12 protein-coding genes and 1 tRNA gene are annotated in these 19,212 nt (G+C 67.3%); 8 read left to right on the top strand and 5 right to left on the bottom strand.

Annotated elements, in window-relative coordinates:
• Positions 1-54 precede the first annotated feature (54 nt).
• Positions 55-699, bottom strand: coding sequence for a YoaK family protein (locus tag K7G82_RS20280; RefSeq protein ID WP_222991738.1), 645 nt, complete (start codon positions 697-699; stop codon positions 55-57).
• A gap of 153 nt (positions 700-852) precedes the next feature.
• Here K7G82_RS20280 and K7G82_RS20275 point away from each other — a divergent pair, with 153 nt between their 5' ends.
• Both K7G82_RS20275 and K7G82_RS20270 read left to right on the top strand, forming a co-directional pair.
• Positions 853-2,931, top strand: coding sequence for a S9 family peptidase (locus tag K7G82_RS20275; RefSeq protein ID WP_222991737.1), 2,079 nt, complete (start codon positions 853-855; stop codon positions 2,929-2,931).
• Positions 2,932-3,077: 146 nt separating this feature from the next.
• A complete protein-coding gene (locus K7G82_RS20270; protein ID WP_222991736.1) occupies positions 3,078-4,223 on the top strand; it encodes a GGDEF domain-containing protein in 1,146 nt (381 codons plus the stop codon).
• A gap of 44 nt (positions 4,224-4,267) precedes the next feature.
• On the opposite strand, the gene K7G82_RS20265 is transcribed toward K7G82_RS20270, so the two are convergent.
• The gene (locus K7G82_RS20265; protein WP_222991735.1) at positions 4,268-6,892 is read right to left on the bottom strand and encodes a YadA-like family protein; all 2,625 of its coding nucleotides are present in this window, start codon (positions 6,890-6,892) and stop codon (positions 4,268-4,270) included.
• A 142-nt stretch (positions 6,893-7,034) separates the two neighbouring features.
• Between K7G82_RS20265 and K7G82_RS20260 the strand changes: the two genes are divergently transcribed.
• Positions 7,035-7,595, top strand: coding sequence for an ECF-type sigma factor (locus tag K7G82_RS20260; RefSeq protein ID WP_343228617.1), 561 nt, complete (start codon positions 7,035-7,037; stop codon positions 7,593-7,595).
• Here the strand turns inward: K7G82_RS20260 and K7G82_RS20255 are convergent.
• Positions 7,592-10,021 carry a serine/threonine-protein kinase gene (locus K7G82_RS20255; RefSeq protein WP_222991733.1) on the bottom strand — a complete coding sequence of 810 codons (2,430 nt, stop codon included), beginning with the start codon at positions 10,019-10,021 and terminating at the stop codon, positions 7,592-7,594. The two genes, K7G82_RS20260 and K7G82_RS20255, sit on opposite strands and share 4 nt — an antisense overlap.
• Before the next feature lie 155 nt (positions 10,022-10,176).
• On the opposite strand from K7G82_RS20255, the gene K7G82_RS20250 reads away from it, so the two are divergent.
• Positions 10,177-10,497: a hypothetical protein gene (locus K7G82_RS20250; RefSeq protein ID WP_222991732.1), complete on the top strand. Its 321-nt coding sequence runs from the start codon at positions 10,177-10,179 to the stop codon at positions 10,495-10,497.
• Between the two features lie 119 nt (positions 10,498-10,616).
• Positions 10,617-10,691: transfer RNA gene (locus K7G82_RS20245), tRNA-Gly, on the top strand.
• 59 nt (positions 10,692-10,750) lie between these two features.
• Here the strand turns inward: K7G82_RS20245 and K7G82_RS20240 are convergent.
• Entirely contained in the window at positions 10,751-11,755 is a 1,005-nt protein-coding gene (locus tag K7G82_RS20240) for a helix-turn-helix transcriptional regulator (protein ID WP_246623719.1), read from the bottom strand.
• A gap of 286 nt (positions 11,756-12,041) precedes the next feature.
• Here K7G82_RS20240 and K7G82_RS20235 point away from each other — a divergent pair, with 286 nt between their 5' ends.
• Genes K7G82_RS20235 through K7G82_RS20225 form a run of 3 tightly spaced genes read left to right on the top strand, consistent with a single transcriptional unit; the run spans position 12,042 to position 17,008 of the window.
• On the top strand, positions 12,042-14,363 hold the full coding sequence (locus K7G82_RS20235; protein ID WP_222991731.1) for a TonB-dependent receptor: 2,322 nt from the start codon (positions 12,042-12,044) through the stop codon (positions 14,361-14,363).
• An 18-nt stretch (positions 14,364-14,381) separates the two neighbouring features.
• Complete coding sequence (locus tag K7G82_RS20230; RefSeq protein WP_246623718.1) at positions 14,382-16,496, top strand: PQQ-dependent dehydrogenase, methanol/ethanol family; 2,115 nt, start codon at positions 14,382-14,384, stop codon at positions 16,494-16,496.
• Positions 16,497-16,513: 17 nt separating this feature from the next.
• Positions 16,514-17,008, top strand: coding sequence for a GlcG/HbpS family heme-binding protein (locus tag K7G82_RS20225; RefSeq protein WP_246623717.1), 495 nt, complete (start codon positions 16,514-16,516; stop codon positions 17,006-17,008).
• A 54-nt stretch (positions 17,009-17,062) separates the two neighbouring features.
• Here the strand turns inward: K7G82_RS20225 and K7G82_RS20220 are convergent, their stop codons facing one another.
• The gene (locus K7G82_RS20220; RefSeq protein WP_222991730.1) at positions 17,063-19,099 is read right to left on the bottom strand and encodes a serine hydrolase domain-containing protein; all 2,037 of its coding nucleotides are present in this window, start codon (positions 19,097-19,099) and stop codon (positions 17,063-17,065) included.
• Positions 19,100-19,212: the final 113 nt, after the last annotated feature.

The following is a 19,212-nucleotide window of genomic DNA, read 5'->3' as shown; positions in this document are numbered from 1 at the left end:
GATGTCGCGGCCTTATGTGGGGCCGAGGGGCGTCTTGCCAAGCCCCGTACCGGACTATTGCGTGCCGGGGATGACAGCGCCTTGCCGCGCCAGCATCGCGAGCAGCGCCGCGCCGGCCGCGGCGATCCACAGGCTGGCGAGGCCGGCATGCATATAGCCGATCGATCCGGCGACCGCGCCGGCGACCAGCCCTAGCCAGAGCAGCAGATAGGGGATCCAGGCCATCGGGGCGCCGCCGCGCAACGCATCGGCGATCCGCTGGCCCAGCTTGACCAGCGTGCCGGTCATATAGGTGACGCCGATGCTCACTTCGCCGTCTCGCTGGAAAACGGTGTTCGCGCACCCCATCGCAAGCGCCATGGCGCCGATCGCGGCATTGTTCATGCCCAGCAGGTCCGCCAGCGCGGCGGAGAGCAACAGCGCCGCGACCATCGCGAGCACCGCGCGCGGGCGGTTCTTCGCCGTGGCGGGCAGCAGCGATCCGGCGACGACGCCGATCACGAACGCCGCGATCAGCAGCGCCGCGCGCCATGCGAAGGACGACCCTTCGGAAAGGCCCACCGCCAGCCGCGTCGAATTGCCGCTCATGAACGATACGAACAGGCCGCCCAGCTTCAGAAAGCCCACCGCATCGACAAAACCCGCGAGCATCGCCAGGCAAATGGCCAGCCGTTGCGCATGTCGGTCGTGTCGGATCATGCCGCTTCATAACCCGCCATCGAGCCCGGCGGAACGGCGCGATCGAAAGAGTCGCGATCCGCTTGTCACTGGGCGCGGCGGGTGGCAGACAGCGCCCCGCCTGATCCGAAAAATCATCCTGATCAGGAGAGAATCAAGAATGAGGGGAACGAAATGCCCAAGTCTTTCCGCATGGCTCTGGCGGCGGGTGCCGCGCTGCTCGCCTTTCCCGCGATCGCTGCGGCGCAGGACGATACCGCATTCCTCCGTTTCCCGCTCGCCACGACGGTCAGCGCCGCCGACGCGCCCGCCTTTGCCTGGCTGATCCGCCAGGGCAGCGACAGCATCATCATGGCCGCCAGTGCCCCCAAATTCGAACGAATCAAGCTGTTCTCGCGCACCGATAGCGATGGCCAGCCGATCACCGATGTCCGCATGTCGCCCGACGGCCGCTACGTCGTTTTCCAGACCGCGGCCGGCTTCGGCGGCGGACGCGCCTATAATCCCGCCAGCCTGATCGATCCGCCCAAGCCGACGCTCTGGGTGATGGAGGCGCGCGCCGGGGCGAAGCCGGTCCAGGTCGCGGCCGGCCAGGGCCCGATCTTCTCCCCGGATGGGCGCACGCTCATCTATCGCCAGGGCCGCGATCTCTGGTCGGCCGAACTCGCCGCGCCCGGCCAGTCCAAGCTGATGATCGCGGGCGGGGCCGCGTTCGGCCAGCCGATCTGGACCAGGGACGGCAAGGGGCTGATCTTCGTTTCCGATCGCGGCGGCTATTCGTTCCTGGGTCGCTACGCATTGGGTGCGGACAAGGTGGAGTGGCTGGTCACGGGCGCCGACCGGGTCGGTTCGCCGGTGCTGTCGCCCGACGGCAAGACCGTCGCCTATCTGCGCTTCGGCGGCCGTCAGCATGACGTGACCTACGATCTGACCGAAAGCGAGCCTTTCGCGGTCGAGACCGTCGAGATCGCGACCGGCGCGATCCGCACGTTGTGGCAGAGCAAGGACCGCGCGGTGACGGCGGGGCTCGAGGATGGCGACAATGCGCTGCGCTGGGTGGGCGACGACACGATCGTCTTCTATTCCGAGCATGACGGCTGGGGCCGGCTTTACGCGGTGGCGCGCGGGGGCGGCGAGATTCGCGGCCTGACCCCAACCGGCTGCGAGGCGGCGGAAAGCGAGCCGGCCGGCGCCGATTCGCTGTTCGTCGTCCATAATTGCCGCGACATCGACACGCGCCAGCTTTCGATCATCAATGTCCGCACCGGCGCCGAGCGTCAGGTGAAGCGCGATGACGTCGTCATGGCCAATGCGGTCACGGCAGGCGCCAGCGGCTATGTCGCGCTCACCGGCGGCGATACCGACAATGCGCCGCTCGTCCGCGTGCTCGATCTGAAGTCGGGCGCGACGGTGATGGCGGAGAAGCCGGCCGACTATGGCTATAGCCGCAGTTTCGCGGCGCCCGCCCCCAAGGCGGTCCGCATCAAGGCCGCCGATGGCGGCACCGTGCCCGCGCAGCTCTTCATGCCCGCCGGCAAAGGGCCGCATCCCGCGCTCGTCTATGTCCATGGCGGGCCTTCACGCCAGATGTACCCCGCCTTCCACTATAGCGATTATTACGCGAACGATTATGCGATGAACCGGCGCCTGGCCGAACAGGGCTATGTCGTCGTCGCGGTCAATTATCGCTCCGGCATCGGCTATGGCCGCGCCTTCCGCGAGGCAGAAGGGCGCGGCTGGCGCGCCGCGTCCGAATATAGCGACGTGCTGGGCGTCGGCCGCTGGCTCGCGCAGCGCGACGATGTCGATCGCAAGCGGATCGGCATCTGGGGCGGTTCCTATGGCGGGCTGCTCACCGGCCAGGCCTTGGCGCGCAATTCCGATCTGTTCAGCGCGGGCGTCGCGATCCATGGCGTGTTCGACTGGTCCTGGCCGTCGGCGCTGGAAGGGCACCTCAATCCCAGCCGCTTCTTCGGGGTGAGCGAGGCCAATCGCCCGACCGCGCTCAAGGCGTCGCCGCTCGGCGCGATCGACGGCTGGCGCTCGCCCGTGCTGCTGTTCAGCGGCGACCAGGACATGAATGTCGATGTCCGCGAAACCGTCGACCTCGCGCAGAAGTTGAAGGCGCGTAACGTCGATGTCCGCACCGTGATCCTGCCGGGCGAGGCGCATGGCTTCGTGCGACACGAAAGCTGGGTACGACTGTGGCACGAGCAGGATCGCTTCCTGAACGAGAAGCTGGGCGCGAAATAACCGGGCGGCGCCCCCCGAATGCTGCTATGTGAATGACAAGGATGGAGAATAATAGCGGGCGTCGGGGTGCAGCAGGGGTCGGATCGATCGGAGGGCAGGGACGGGCGACCTGATCGGTCGATCGGGCGCGTATCGGGGATGGCCGCATGAGCGGCGCATCCTTCGCGCTCGCCGCCAATGCCGTCATCGCGCTGCTCTTCGCCGCCAGTTTCGCGGCGATCGCCTATTCCTACCGATGGCAGCGCGCCGCCCTGTGGTTCAGCGTGAGCTATCTGATCGGCATGTTGACGCCGATTAGCGAGTTGCTCGTCCGCTATAGCGCCGCGTCCGACCTGTTCGTCGCGACCAGCTATGCGAGTTTCCTCGGCGGGTTGCTGATCATGGGGGCGGGCCTGTCCGCCTATCATGGCAACCGGCCGCGATGGCGCGTCATCATCGGTATCTTCGTGGGGGGGCTGCTCGTGCGCGCGCTGATCTGGGGCGGCCAGCGCGACATGCTGTCCTACGAACTGGCCTATCAACTCCCCTTTGCGGCGGCGGCGCTGCTCAATGCCGCGATCGTGCTGCGGCTGGATGTGCGCCGCCCATCCCATCACATGCTCGCGGCGGCCCATGCCGCCCTGGCGCTGCTGCTGCTGCTCAAGCCCTTCTTTGCGCATGCCTTCGGTTCGGGCGCGACCGCGAGGGACTATATGGCGAGCACCTATGCGCTGTTCTCCCAGGCGAGCACGGGCATCGTGCTGATCGGCATCGGGCTGCTCACGCTGCTGCTCGTGGTGCAACGGGCGGTGGCGCAATCGCTGGTCGATGCCGAAACCGATGCGCTTTCGGGCATCGCCAACCGGCGCGGCTTCGATCGGCAGGCGCAGGACATGATCATCCGGACGGCCCGGCGGAAACGGCGGGTATCGGCGGTGATGTTCGATCTCGACCGGTTCAAGGCAATCAACGACACGCATGGCCATGCCGTGGGTGATCGGGTGATCGTCATCTTCTCCGGCCTGTTGCGGCGCATGGCGCCGCCATCGGCGATCATCGGCCGCGTCGGCGGGGAGGAGTTCGCGATGCTGCTCGAAGGTGGCGTGGCGGATGGCGCATTGTTCACCGCCGACGCGATCCGAACCGCCTTTGCCGCCGCCGGCGGATCGGACCTGCCCGTCATGAGCGTGAGCGGCGGCGTGGCCGAGCGACGCGAGGGGGAAAGCCTGTCGGACGTGATGCGCCGCGCCGATCGCGCATCCTATCGGGCGAAGCAGACCGGCCGCGACCGCATCTGCCTGTCCGATGATTGAGCGCTGCCCCGGAGCGGCGCCTGCCGCCCCGGGGATTGAAAGCTTCACCAGCCGAAGGTGACGCCGACGCGGCCGCCCGTCGAACCCTTCACCGTCGAGCCGGCGATGCCGCCACTCACCCAGACGGTATCGGTCACCCGTGCCACCGCCGCGCCGGAGAAGCCCTGCTGCCCCCGATAGGTGGCAAGGTTGAACGACACCGCGAAGCTGGCGTCGGGCGGCAGCAGTGTGCCGCCCAGCGCCATGGCGGCGGCGATGCCGCCATTGGCCTGCCGCGCCTGTCGATCGAGCACGGCGACGCGGCTTTCGAGCAGCGACGCACGATTCTCGAGCGTGGTGGTCCGGCCATTCAGGCCGGCCAGCGTGCCGATATCGAGTGTCGACGTGGCGAGGTTGCCGAGCGCGTCGGTGGTGACCAGGCTGAGCGCCCCCGATTGCGCGGTGCGGCTGGCGGATGACGCGATGCCCGACATGGTGTGCGTCGAATTGGCCGCGCCCAGCGCCACCTGATTGGCGCGCGTGGCGACGGCCCCCGTGCCGATCGCGACCGATCCGGCCTGGCCCGCGGTTGCGCCATTGCCCAGCGCGATCGCGCCGTCTCCGGTTGCGCTGCTGGCATTGCCGAGGGCCACGGCGCCGGTGCCCGTGGCGCTGTTGTTGGCGCCCAATGCGACCGCGCCGGTGCCGGTCGCGACATTGGGATCGCCGATCGCGACGGCGCCGTTGCCCGACGCGGTGTTGCCCGCGCCGATCGAAACCGCCTGGCCGTTGATCGCGCGCGCGCCCGCGCCCATCGCGACCGACTGGTTGCCGCTGGCGACGGACGCGGGGCCGACCGCGATGGCGTCGGTGCCCGTCGCCTGCGGCCCGGGGCCGGTGCTGTTGGCGCGGAAATAGGCGCCGTTGGCGGCGGCGGCATTGGCGGTGGATTGGGCGGCGGCGGCTTCGCTGCGCGCGGTGTCCGCCGTCGCCTGTGCGGTCGCGGCATTGGCGAGCGCCGTGTTCGCGGTTCCCTGTGCGGCGGCTGCCTCGACGCGTGCGGTGTCGGCGGTGGTCTGCGCGGCGGCCGCGTTGGCGAGCGCGGTGTTGGCGGTGTTCTGCGCGGTTGCCGCATTGGCGAGCGCCGTATCGGCCGTGCCCTGCGCGGCGGCGGCGGCGGCGCCACCGTTGGCAGCCGCCGTCAGCGCCGCATCCGCCTTGGCGTCCACCGCATCGAGCTGGCCCTTGTTGACCGCATCGGTCGCCGCCGTGCCGGCCGCGACATTGACGACGCGGCGTTCGGCGCCGGCCTTGCCGACCGATACGGTATTGGCCTGATCGGCCACCGAATGATCGCCGATCGCGACCGCGCCGAAGGCCGTCGCTTCGGCGAGATTGCCGATCGCGATCGCGCCGCCGCCGGCATTGGCCTTCGCGGCGGAACCGATGGCGATCGCATATTGGTTCGATGCCGTGGCGAAGGTGCCGACCGCGACGCTCAGCCCGCCGATGCCCTTCGCGCCATAACCATAGGCGGAGGACTGGTTGCCGATCGCCTGCGCTTCATAACCGCCGGCCAGCGCGTAATTGCCCTTCGCTTCGCTATCGGCACCGATCGCGGTGGCGCCGAACTTGTCGGCGGTCGCACCGTTGCCCAGCGCGACGGTGTCGGTCGCATTGGCGTTAGCCTGAACCCCGATCGCGACCGCGCGCGATCCGGTCAGTACGCCTTCGGTATAGCCGGCGCTGGCGTTGAGCCCCAGCGCGACGCTGAAATCGGCGGTCGTGGCGTTATATCCTCCGGAAATGCCATAGGCGCCGCGCGCGTTCGCATCCCTGCCAAGCGCGACCGCCGCGAAGCCGCTCGCCTCGGCACTGACGCCGATGCTGGTGGAGTTGACGCCGGTCGCCTCGGCATAGGCGCCGAGCGCGGTGGAGGAATGTTGCGTCGCCTTGGCTTGTTGCCCCAGCGCCGTGGTCTGCGCGTCGCTGGCGCTGCTCAACAGGCCGATCGCGACATTGCCGTCGAGCGCCGCCGATGCGCTCCTGCCGATCGCGATCGCATCGTTGCCCGTGGCTTGCGCGCTGCCGGTCGTGCTGTTGACGACGACATAGGGATTGTTCGCCGACATCGCCAAGGCCGCGACCGCGTCGAGTTGCGCCTTGTTCACTGCGTCGAACGCCTGGGTGCCGGCGGCGACATTGATGATCTGGCGCTGGAAGGGGAGGATCGGTGAACCCGGAATGCCCGAATCGCGCGGACTGGCCATGCCGACCGAAACCGCGCTGCCGCGATCGGCGACCGATTGCGCGCCCAGCGCGACGCCATGGTTATCGGTCGCGAGGGAGAATGTGCCGATCGCCGTTGCGTAGGAGGCTTCGGCGCTCGACGCCCGGCCGATGGCTGTCGTCGCTTCATTGGTCGCGGTTGCCTGGAATCCGATGGCGACGGATCGGACCGCCGCCCGGGCGCTGTCTCCGACGGCAACGGCGACAGTGCCGGTCGCGCGGGCGGTCGGGCCGCAGGCGACAGATCGCTCGACGCCAGGATCGACGCCGCCGCTCGGATCGCCCTCCGTATCGGAACAGATCACATTGTCCTGCCCAGCCTGTGCGGGTGTCGGCAGGCTAAGTCCCGTGACCAGCGCGAGCGGGGCGGTCGCTGTGAGGAGGCTGATGGTCTTGCGCATGATTCCTGTCCCTTGTTGCGCGGCTTGTCCAGGCCGGCGCGGTTGACGGTTTCGACCCACGGCAGGCGCATGTTCCCCGCACTCTTCCGCTTGCCTTCCCCCGGCCGCGCCCACATAAAAAGGCGCGCCGATGTGCTGGCGTGTGGCAAGACGGGGAAAGGCGATCGAAGCGGACACGCCGCCCGAAAAAAATTCCGCCGGCCCGGCGGATGCGCTGGTGGCGTTGCTCTATGCGGAGCTGCGCACCATCGCGCGGCGCGAGCATTGGCGCGCCGGCGCCCCGCAGACGCTGCAGACCACCGCGCTGATCAACGAAGCCTATATGAAGCTGCGCAAGCGCGATGGCTGGGAAAGCCAGTCGCATTTCCTGGGCTGCGCGGCGACCGCGATCCGGCATATCCTGATCGACGCGGCGCGCGCGCGGATGGCGTCGAAACGCGATGCACCCACCTACAGCTTCACGCAGAGCCTCGATTCACTCGCGGCGGCGATCCCGGAAGATGCGGAGGTCGTGAAGCTGGGCGATGCGCTCAAGGCCCTGTCGGAGGTCGAACCCGAGCTGGCGCAGGTCGTCGATTGCCGTTTCTTCGCCGGCCTCGACGAAAAGGAGACCGCCGACATACTCGGCGTCAGCGACCGGACCGTGCGCCGCTGGTGGATCCGCGCGCGTGCCTGGATCCACCGGGAAATGGCGGCGGCCTAGCTTGCCGTGATCCTGGCCTTGAGCGCGGGGAAGGCCCTCAGATAAGCCTCTCCCTGCGAGCCGAGCGTGCGGAAGATCGCTTCGGCGCGCAGCAGTTCGGCGCGGGCTTCGGGCGCGCGCCCTTGCTTCAGCAGGATCACCGCGCGTGTCCTCGCGATGACGCCATGCGGGGCGCCGGGCTTCTTCATCGCGGCGATGAACGGGGCGGCCTCCGCGACCATGGCGGAGGCGCCGGCGGTATCGCCGGTCTCCGCCATGGCTTCGGCCAGGCTCAGGCCGATGATCAGCGTCGGCATCGCGCCCGGCCCGAGATTCTCGATGGCGATCGGGCGCGCCTCCGCCAGTACCTGCCGCGCGGCGGCGAACTTGCCGAGCGCCAGCCGCGCCCGGCCGAGTTGAAGCAGGTCGACGGCAAGCCCCGCCGACTTGCCGAACACGGTGCGCCGCTGCGTGGCGATGCGGTCGAAGATCGCCTCTGCCTCCGCCGTCCGATCGAGCCTGAGCAGACGGACGCCCTTGAGCTGCGCGATCGCCAGCCCCTGCATGCTGCTTTCCTGGCCGGTGCGCTTCAGTGCGGCCTCCGCCCGGGTGAAGACGGCCGGCATCGCATCGATCCGGTTCGCCTCGACCATATAGACCAGCAGGTTGTTGTAGAGGGTCAGCAGATCGCGGTGATTCTCGGCATAGATGCGGTCGGCATCGGGCATGGCGGCCGTCAGCAGGGCGATCGCCCGGTCATAATCGCCATTGCGGCGCGCAAGCTGCGCGCGGCCGACGGTGATTTCGAGATTCTCGGTCGGGAAACGCGCGCGATCGGTGCGGAACACCGCGTCGGCTGCGTCGAGCAGCGGCGCCATATCCTCGGTACGGCCAAGGGCGGCGGCGGTCGAGGCGAGGCGCCATTGGATCTGCGCGGTCGCGACAGGATCGCCCTTGCCGATGCCCTTGTCGAGCGCCCGGCGCAGCAGCACGTCCGCGCCCGCCGCATCCTCCAGATTGATGTAGAGATCCGAAAGCGTGGTGATGAGCGTCACCGATTTTGCGCTGGTGTCGAGCGAGCCGACCAGCCGCCCGGCGGTCAGGTCCAGCATCTGCTTCACCGTCGCGTCGGTGCCGGCGCCGCTGTCGCGCGAATCGCGGAACATCACGGTCAGCATGCGGGTGATCGCTTCCGACCGCCGCGCTTCGGCCAGGGCGCTGTCGCGTTCGATCGCGGTCTTGCGCGCCTGCCAGGCGATGCCGCCCGCGCCGATCAGGATCGCGACGATCGTCGCCGTTCCCGCCGCCACCGCCCAGCGATAGCGGCGGATGAAGCGGCCGACGCGATATCGGGTGGTGCCGGCGCGGGCGCGGACGGGCATCAGATCCTGATGGCGCCGGACATCCTCGGCCAGTTCGGCGGCGCTCAGATAGCGTTCGCGCGGATCGCGCCGCATCGCCTTCAGGATGATCGCGTCCAGGTCTCCGGCGATGCGTGCCGACGGGATCGGCGCATCGGGCCGCTGCGACGCCTTGCTCGCCAGCGGCGGATCCTCGTGCAGCACGCGGCGGATGATCGACGGGATCGACGCGCCGTCGCGCCGCCATGGGCCGGCGCCCACGACCAATTCGAACAGGATGGCGCCCAGCGCATAGATATCGGTCGCGACGGTCGCTGCATCGCCATCGAGCTGTTCGGGCGCGGCATAGTCGGGCGTCAGCATCGCCTGGGTGGTTGCCGGCACCGCATCGCTGTCGTCGAGCAGCTTGGCGATGCCGAAATCGAGCAGGCGGACGCGGCCGTCGCGATCGATCAGGATATTGGACGGCTTGAGATCGCGGTGCACCACCAGATTGGCATGGGCATAGCCCACCGCGTCGCAGATCTCGCGGAACAGCGCGAGCCGCTTCGCCAGGTCCGCTGCATTGGCGCGGCACCAGGCGTCGATCGGGGTGCCGTCGACATGATCCATCGCCATGAACGGCCGCCCATCGGGCGCGATGCCGCCGTCGATCAGCCTGGCGATGCCGCGATGCGAAAGCCGGGCGAGCAGCCGCCGTTCGCGTTCGAACAGGTCGTCGCGCCCGGCCACGTCGCCACGCAACAGCTTGAGCGCGACGCGCTGTTCGAAATCGGCGGTGGTGCGGCGCGCCAGATAGACTTCGCCCATGCCGCCACGCCCGATCAGCCGTTCGATGGTGAAACCGCCGATCTGGTCGCCGGCGGCGAGTGAGCTGTACTGCGCGTCGGTGGCCGTCGATGTGGCGGGTGGAGTCATGTCGAGAATGCCGCCGCCATCGGCCGCGTCGAGCAGCGAGCCGACCTCGATGCGCACATCGTCGGGCACATCGGCGCGTGCCAGTCGCCTGGCGCGCTCCACCGTCGGCAGCGCGATCAGTTCGTCGAACAGCGCCTCGATCAGATCCCAGTTCCTGCCGGTCGCCATCGCTCTACGCCACTCCCCCGGATGACGGGCAGGAGCATAGGGCAAGGCGGGCGGGCGCCAAGCATTTTGATTGATGCAGGTTTCCTTCGCGACACGACACCAATTCGCGACTGGTGCGTTGTGGGGGCGATATGCCTGTATCGGGGGATCGGATCATGAGGACGGGAATCGCCATTCTGATGGCGTCGCTGGCTTTGGCGGCCTGTGGCGATGCGAAGCGTGCGCAATCGCAAAGCGCCGATATCGCGTTCGACACGCGGCAGGAGACGCGCAGCGGCCCGGTCGGCCGCGCCGAGATCACCACGATCGACGCCGCCATCGGCGACGCCGCCGAGATGCCCGCCGAATCGGCGATGCCCGCGCCGGCACCGTCGGCGGCCGGCAAGGCTCCGGAAGAACGCCCTGCCGTCGCGCCGGAGCCGGCCGCACCCGCGCCTCCGGCCCCGGCGGCGCCCGCCGCGTCCAGCGTTTCCTAGCTTCGCATCTTTTTTCGACAGGAGATGTCAGACTCTTTGCCGAAGGGGGTTGCGGCACCCGAAAGCCGATGCTAACAGCCGCGCCTCACCCCCGGGGCCTGCCCCGGAACACACGCCGAGCGGGCGTAGCTCAGGGGTAGAGCACGACCTTGCCAAGGTCGGGGTCGAGGGTTCGAATCCCTTCGCCCGCTCCAGCGTTCTCCAAGACGCAGATGTGAAACGCCACGGCGGCGACGCGGCCGCGTCGCCATGCTCAGTTGAGCTGCGCGCGTGCCATTTTGGGTGAAAATCCGAAGATGCGCTTGAACGCCGTCGCGAAATTGCTCGAATGCTCATAGCCCGCGTCGAACGCGATCTCGGTCACCGAGCGATCGGTGGTGCGCAACTGGCGCAGCGCCTCGTCCATCCGCGCGCGCTGGCGATAGCCGGAGATGGTCATGCCGGTGACCTGCTTGAAGCTCTCCATCATCTGCGTCTCGTTCCAGGCGAGTTGCCGGCAGAGCTGCGCGATGCTCATCGCCGCCCCCTCCCCGCTTTGCAGGATCTCGCACAGCTCCAGCACCTTCTGGCGGCTCTTGGGCCGCACCGGATCGGTGGCGCCGTCGCCGGACAATTGCCGCAGCGACAGATAGAGAAGCTCCAGCGCCTTGGCCTCCAGCATCAGGTCAGCCATGCGATCGGACTGAAGCTGCAGCATGTCCTCCACGATCGCGCGCATGGGCAGCGGCAGCGGCGCGTCGCGGTGGCAGAACTGGTTGACCGGGCCGCGCAGATAGTCGAGCAAAATGCTCGGCAGGTCTTCGCTGTCGGGAATCAGCTCACGCAGGAAATCGCGGCTGCACACCATGGTGACCGCGCGTGTGCGCGTGTCGGGCTTCACGATCTCGTGCTTCACCGTGTGCATCGGCTGGACGAGGAAGGACAGGCGCCCGGATTCGACCGCCGAGGAATGTTCGGCATCGTCGCGGATCAGGCTGCTGCCGTCGAGCTTGCAGTGCAGCTTCAGATGATCGTGGCTGAGAAACGCATAATGCTCGTGCGCCAGATGGTCGACCTCGGTGAGGACGATCGAGAAACCCGGCCGGATCGTCGCCCCGCGTGACCAGCCATTCTCGCTGTGGGTGTTCGCCCGGATGAGCGCGGTCTGCCCGAGAAGCCCTGTCTGCCCAGCCTGGCGCGTCAGGATGCGGTCCGGCTCCACCATCGCGCTCAGCGTCGGGTCGGGTTCCTCTCGGGTGATGGTCGGGCTGATGTCCAAGCGGCAGGTTCCATTATGATGGAATGGGGAAAACCCCGTTTGTCTCGCGGTCAAGGATGCAGCCTAGACCGAAATTTCACGAGGCAGCAATAGCGCGTCCGCGCGGGGCATGCGCCGTCGATCCGGCGGCGTGCCTGCGATCTTGTCCACGGAAAAGCGAACTATCCGATTTCGCAAAGGAAGTTCGGGGCAACGGATAAGCGCCACCGGCCTTTCCCGCGCAGATTATGCGCCGCCCGCGCCATCAAAAGCCAACAGGCTGGCGGGCAAGTTCAAGGGGGGCCATATGAATCGCACCGTTTTCCACCATTCCATCCTCCGGCCCGCGCTGCTGGCACTGGGCGTCTCGTCGATCGCGCTGTCCGCGTCGACGGCCGTCGCGCAGGACGTGCCGGACGATGCCGCCGATGGCGAGATCGTCGTCACCGCGCGCAAGACCAATGAGCGGCTTCAGGACGTGCCGATCTCGGTCAATGCGCTGTCGGGCGATCAGCTTCGCGATCGCGGCGCCGTCGACGTCAAGGATGTGCTGCGCAGCATCCCCGGCTTCTCCTTCTCCGGCACCGAGCGCGGCCTGGGGAACTACAATATCCGGGGCGTCAGCACGGTGGCGTCGTCGCCGACCGTCGGCGTCTATCTTGACGATATCTCGCTGGTCACGGTCGCGACCGGCTTCAGCGGTGCGTTCGATCCCGTGTTCTTCGACATGGAACGGCTGGAGGTGCTCAAGGGGCCGCAGGGCACGCTTTATGGCGGCAGTTCGATGGGCGGTGCGATCAAATATGTGAGCGCGAAGCCGAATCTTCGCGCTTTCGGCGTGACCGCGGCGGCGGGCGTCGCGACGACGGCGCATGGCGGTCCATCCTATAACGGCGAAATGGTGGTCAATGCGCCGCTGGTCGAGGATCGCTTGGCGCTGCGTGCGGGATTCTTCTACCGCCATGATGGCGGCTATATCGATAATGGGCCCGGTTCGATCCGGAACGCGAACCAGTCGAGCGCGCCGTCCCCCGTCTATACGCCCGCCTTCCAGCCAGCGCTCAGCACGCGCAGCGCGTCGAATCAGAACGGCTCCGATACCTATGCGGCGCGCCTGTCGCTGGAATGGCAGCCCGATCCGAGCTGGTCGATCCGGCCGGCGCTTTTCTTCCAGGATTACAAGCTCAGGAATCCGGGCCAGTTCTTCCTGGGGGTATCTGCCCTCACCTCTTCCTTCCGGATCGCGCAGCCGACCGACGACAAGGCGGGTATCTACAGCCTCAATATCGACAAGGATCTCGGCGGTGTCCGGCTGACCTCGCTGACCGCCTATTTCGATCGCGATCTGAACTGGGTTCGCGACTATAGCTATTTCATCGGCGGCCTGGTGGCGCCGCTGTTCCCGCTGACCAGTCGCAATGTTTCCGACAGCAAGACGACGACGTTCAGCCAGGAAGTGCGTCTCGCCTCGAATGGCGGTCCTGCAGCGCGGCTGAACTGGATCGCCGGCCTTTATTATTCGAATCAGGACGATCGGCTGGTGCAGACCGTCACCACGCCCGGCGCCACGCCGATCATCGGCACCGAGATCGGCTATTTCGGCGACACCTTCACCAATACGAAGCAATATGCGGCGTTCGGCGAAGTGACCTATGCCATTATCGACCGGCTCGACATCACGGCGGGCGTTCGGCTGTTCAAGATCGAGCAGGTGGTCGACATTCTGGGAGACGGCCCCTTCAACGGCGGGCTGACCCAGGTCGACGGACGGCGCAGCACCGAAAAGGGCGTGAACCCGAAATTCGGCCTGTCGTACAAGCTGACGGCCGACAATCTTCTCTATGCCTCCGCCGCGAAGGGGTTCCGCCCCGGCGGTCCGAACCGGTTCCAGGTCAATCCGGTGCTGTGTGCGGCCGATCTGACGCGGCTGGGGCTGACCGCCGCGCCCGATTCCTTCTCGTCCGACAATCTGTGGAGCTACGAGATCGGCACCAAGAACATGTTCGGCGGCAATCGCGTCATGTTCAACGGCTCGCTCTTCTACACAAGCTGGAAGAAGATCCAGCAGCAGATCGATCTCAGCAGCTGCGGCTTCGCCTTTACCGGCAATGCCGGCAGCGCGGAGATCAAGGGGCTGGAGGCGGAGGGCCGGATCAATGTCACCTCCGCGTTCCAGATCGGCGGCACCGGCACCTATACCGATGCGAAGATCACCACCGCCGCCTTGGGCACGCCCGCGCGCGACGGTGACGAGGTGCAGGCGGTGCCGAAATGGATGGCCAGCGCCTATGCCAGCTACGGTATGGAACTGGGCGGCGACTGGCGCCTGCAGATGCGTGGCGAATATCAGTACCAGAGCAAGGCGCGCCGGCAGTTCGAGCGGCTGCAATCGGTGCGCTATGCCGATGGCGTCACCGGCACGGTGCCCAATGGCGCGGAGATCCGCCAGGGCTATAGCGTCGTGAACGCCTTCGCATCGATCACCCGCGACGCGACCGAGATACGCCTTTATGCCAATAATCTGCTCGATGCGCGTCCGCTGCTCGATACCGATTTCAGCATCGGCGGTGATCGGTCGACGACGATCCGCCCGCGCACGGTGGGCGTCGAATTGCGGCAGCGCTTCTAGGCTGAGGGGGAAAGCGACATGATCTCACAGTGTCTCGTCATGGCGCGCCGGGCGCGCGGCATAGTGCCGGCAATGACCGCTTTGCTGTTGCTGAGCGGGTGCTGGACGCGAACGGCCGAAGGCGGAAATGCCGCCTGGGCGCGAGAAACCGCCTATTATTATCCGACGTCGCGGATCGATGCCTCGAATGTGGCGCAATTGGGCGTCGCCTGGGAGTTCAGCGATTTCGTGGTGCGCGGCCGCACGCACCGCGGTGTCGAGGCGACGCCGGTGGTGGTCGATGGGGTGATGTACACCAGCGGTCCGTGGAGCGTGGTCTATGCGCTCGACGCCAGGACCGGGAAACTGCTGTGGCAATATGATCCGCAGGTGGATGGCCAGTTCGCGCGGCGCACCTGCTGCGATGTGGTCAATCGCGGCGTCGCGGTCGCCGACGGCATCGTCTATGTCGCGACGCTTGACGGTTATCTGGCGGCGGTCGACGCCAAATCGGGCAAGGAGCTGTGGAAGGTCGATACGATCACCGATCGCAGCCGCAGCTATGCGATCACAGGCGCCCCCCGCGTCGCGGGCAACACCGTCGTCATCGGCAATGGCGGCGGCGAGATGGGGGTGCGCGGCTATGCCAGCGGTTTCGATCGCAAGACGGGCAAGCTCGCCTGGCGCTTCTTCATCGTGCCGGGGGATCCCGCCAAGGGACCGGACGAACATCCCGAAGTGACCGAAGCGCGCAAGACATGGGATCCCAAGTCGCGCTGGGATCTGGGCGGCGGCGGCACCGCCTGGGATTCGATCGTCTACGATCCCGACACCAACATCGTCTATATCGGCACCGGCAACGGCATGCCGCACCCCTTGTGGTCGCGCAGCCCCGCAGGCGGCGACAATCTCTATCTTTCCTCGATCGTCGCGCTCGACGCCGATACGGGCCGCAAGAAATGGCATTACCAGACAACGCCGCAGGATAGCTGGGACTATACCGCGACGCAGAACATGATCCTGGCGGACATCAAGATCGGCGATCGCGTCCGCAAGGTGATCATGCAGGCGCCGAAGAACGGCTTCTTCTATGTGCTCGATCGCGTGACCGGCGAGTTGCTGTCGGCGGAGAAGTTCACCATCGTCACCTGGGCGGACCGTGTCGACCTGAAGACCGGCCGGCCGGTGATCACCGCCCAATCCGACTATAGCAAGGAAACCAAGCTGGTCTGGCCGTCCGAGGCGGGCGGGCACAACTGGCCGCCCATGGCGTATAACGAGCAGACCGGGCTGGTTTACATCCCCGTGCTCGAAGCGCCGATGACCTTCCAGATGAGCGACGAGCCCTATCGTCCCTATAGCCCCATCCAGGGATCGATCGCCGCCTTCCCAGCCTTTTCCGGCTTTGGGGAGGGCGATCGGCCGGCCGCGTTCGCCGGACAGCCCAAGCCGAAATTCGAACAGGTGCTGAAGGCCTGGGATCCGGTGAAGCAGAAGCTGGTCTGGAGTTCGAAGGTGATGCCCTTCTGGAGCGGCGGCGCGATGACCACGAGCGGCGGGCTGGTGATGCAGGGGTCGGCCGACGGCTATCTGACCATCTATGACGCCAGGACCGGCAAGGTGCTGCACCGTATCGATGTCGGCACCGGAATCATGGCCGCGCCGATGAGCTACGAGATCGACGGCGAACAATATGTCGCGGTGGCGGCGGGCTTCGGCGGTGCGCTCAACGTCGCCTATACGCCGGGCGCCGTCGCCTTGAAGCGCGAGAATGCCGAGCGGCTGATCGTGTTCAAGCTGGGTGGATCGCAGGTGAAGCTGCCGCCGCTGCGCACCGCGACGCCGTTCGTGCCCGCCCCTGCCCAATATCGCGGCACCGATGCGCAGGCGTTGCGCGGCGCGAAGCTGTACGAAGCGAATTGCGGACGCTGCCATGGCGGGCCGGACACCCTGGGCGGCTATCCCAATCTCTGGAAGATGCCTGCGGAAGTTCATGCCGCCTTCCTGCAGATCGTGCGCGAAGGCATGTTCGCCGATGCGGGCATGGCCTCGTTCGCCGATGTGCTCAGCGAACAGGACACCAGGGATATCCACGCCTTCCTGGCGCGGCCGATCCCGAAACAGGCGCCGTCCGAACCCAAGAAGATGCATTGATAATGATCCGGGAGACCATGATGACATGTGCCGATCCGCGCGGGCGGTGGCTTGCCGCCCTCGCATTGCTGTTCCTTGGCGCGGGCAGCGCCGGCGCCGAATCCGCAGCGCGAACGGATGCGGCGCTCCGGCTCGACGAGGCGCGGCGGATCGCCGGTGCCCTTGTCGATCTGGCGACGGAGAAGGGGCGCAGCGTCTCGGTGGTCGTCGTCAATCGCGAGGGCCGCATCATCCTGTCGCAGCGCATGGACGACGCCTCGTTCGTCAGCCTGCAACTCGCTGAAGGCAAGGCGATCACCGCCGCCGCCGTCGGCGTGCCGACCAGGCTGCTCGAACAGCAGGTGGACGGCGGCAAGGCTTCGGTGCTGTCCGCACCGGGTGTGATCGCGATCGCGGGCGGCGTGCCGGTGGCGCGGAACGGCAAGGTCGTCGCCGCAATCGGCGTCAGCGGCGCGGCCTCGGACGAGGACGACATGATGGCCACCGCCGCGCGTGATGCCGTGATCAGGTGATCAACGGCAGCCCGGGCCGGCGACCTTTCCGCGCCGCCGGCCCCGGGTTCGTCCTTACGCCCAGGGCAGCAGGCCGCCCCTGATGCCGACCATCACGGACAGCGCCAGGAACAGCAGCGCGACGGCGACATGGCGCAGCAGCGCGAAGTTGCCTGGCCTGGGTGCTTTGCGCAGGCCGACACCCAGCAGCAGCACGGAGGCGATCGTCGCCAGCGTGGCGATGAGAGCGGCGGTCGATGCCACGACAAGCGGCGTCGGCGGCCAATAGTGCAGCGACGGCCCATTGGCCATGATCGATGGCAGCCAGGTCGCGATCGCGATCACGGCGACGATCCAGGACAGGCCGGCGCCAAGCAGTCCGTAATGCGATAGCCGCAGCGCCGATCCCTGATAGGTCGTGCCGCGCCGCGCGAGATAGGCCGTCCACAGGCCGAAGGCGATGAGCGCGGCCAGTCCGCCGACCCAGCCGAACAGGCCGAGATCGAACAGACCCGATGCGCGCTCGAATGCGTTGGCGCCCGATGGCGTGTAGATGCGGATCGCCTTGCCGTTGCCGTCGAGCACGAAGTTCAGATAGCCTTCGCCGTCCATCGCGCGGAACTGTGTCGGCGAATCGCCGGGCGCCCAGCTTTGGCTGCCGAGCGCGCCCGAGGTCACCAGATAGCCATCGGGCGAAGCCGAGACCTTGGCGGTGCCGCCGAGCACGCCCAGAAACTTCTCCAGTCCCGAGTAGGATCGGCGTGTCGCGACATAGGTGCCTTCGTAATTGCCCGCCGACTTGAGCAAGGCCGGATTGCCCGGGCGCTGGATCGGCGGCGTCTGCGCATAGAAACGTTCGATGATCGCGCCCGGAAGCTTGCTCGACAAGACGTTGCCGCCGACGGTGTTGGTGCTGATGAACACGCCCAGGTCGAGTTCCGGGATCACCGTCATCTGGGTGAGGAAGGCGCTGGTGCCGCCGCCATGACCATAGCCGGTGAAGCCGCCGGGCTGGGTGGACATGCCGAAGCCGTGCGCCCAGCCGTTGACGCCCGCGGGCACCTTCATGATCGGGGTGCGGAATGCCTTGGCGGCGACGGGGCCGTAGACGGTGGTGCCGTCGATCGAACCGTCGCGCAGCAGCAGCCGCATATAGCGGGCCATATCCTCGGCGGTGGTCGTGATCGATCCGGCGGAGGCGACGCTGCCGACAAAGTCCGGGCCCATCGACTTGAAACGATTGCCGCCCCAGCGGAAGCCGTCGGAAACGTCGCCGGCGAGCGCCGCGGGCATCGGCGCGGCGAAGCCGGCGCGCGGCTTCATCGGCTCACGGAAGGTGCTGCGCGACATGCCTGCGGGGGCGAACACGTCCCGATCGGCGAGCGTCTCGAAATCCACCTTGTTGAGCCGCGCGAGGATCTGGCCGGCCACCGCCACGCCATAGTTGGAATAGGTGGAAAGCGTGCCCGCCTCGCGGACGCGGTTGGGCCGGTGCAGGCGGAGATAGTCCGCCGGCGGGGTCAGGCGTTCGGGTTTGTCGAGGATGAGGTGGCCAAGCGCGCTATCTTCCATGCCAGGGGCATGCGCCATCAGGTCGACGATGCGGATCGGGTTCTTGAAGCCCTGATCGGGAATCTGCGATTCGGGCGGCAGATATTTGTTCACCGGATCGGTGAGCTTGATCGTGCCCTTCTCCACCTCGCGCATGATCAGGATCCAGGTCATCGTCTTGGAGACGGATCCGATGCGGAACAAGGTTTTGCGCGGATCGACCGGGCGCATCGGATTGATGTTGGAGATGCCATAACCCTTGAGCAGTACGGGCTTGTCGTTCTGGACGATCGAGACGGTAACGCCGGCGATGTGATTGTCGCTCATGCTCTGGCGGACGATGCCGTCGACCAGCGCTTCGAGTTCGCCCGCCGGGATCGGCTGGCCCGGCGCCAGCTTCGGCGTGGGCCGCAGCGCGTCGACGGCGGCCGTCTGTGCGGCTGGCGGGGCGCTGGCCGGCGTGGCGGCCGGGGCCGGGCCGGTCTGGCTGAGCAGCGCCTGACTTCCGCCGAGCGCGGCCAGGCCGGCCAGCGCGACAAGCATCGATGATCTGAAATTCACGGTGTATCCCCCTCGCAAGGACGGGGCATCCGGCCCCGATGCGGCGCGATTGCTCGCATCATCGGTGGCCGGGAACTGGCATCGGCGCGCGGTTATCCGCTCTTTGCGCCAGA

Source organism: Sphingomonas colocasiae (assembly GCF_019880585.1).
In the GTDB taxonomy this organism is placed as follows: Bacteria; Pseudomonadota; Alphaproteobacteria; order Sphingomonadales; family Sphingomonadaceae; genus Sphingobium_A; species Sphingobium_A colocasiae.
The sequence above is the reverse complement of the archived record's forward strand: the minus strand, read 5'-3'. Positions and strand labels throughout refer to the sequence as shown.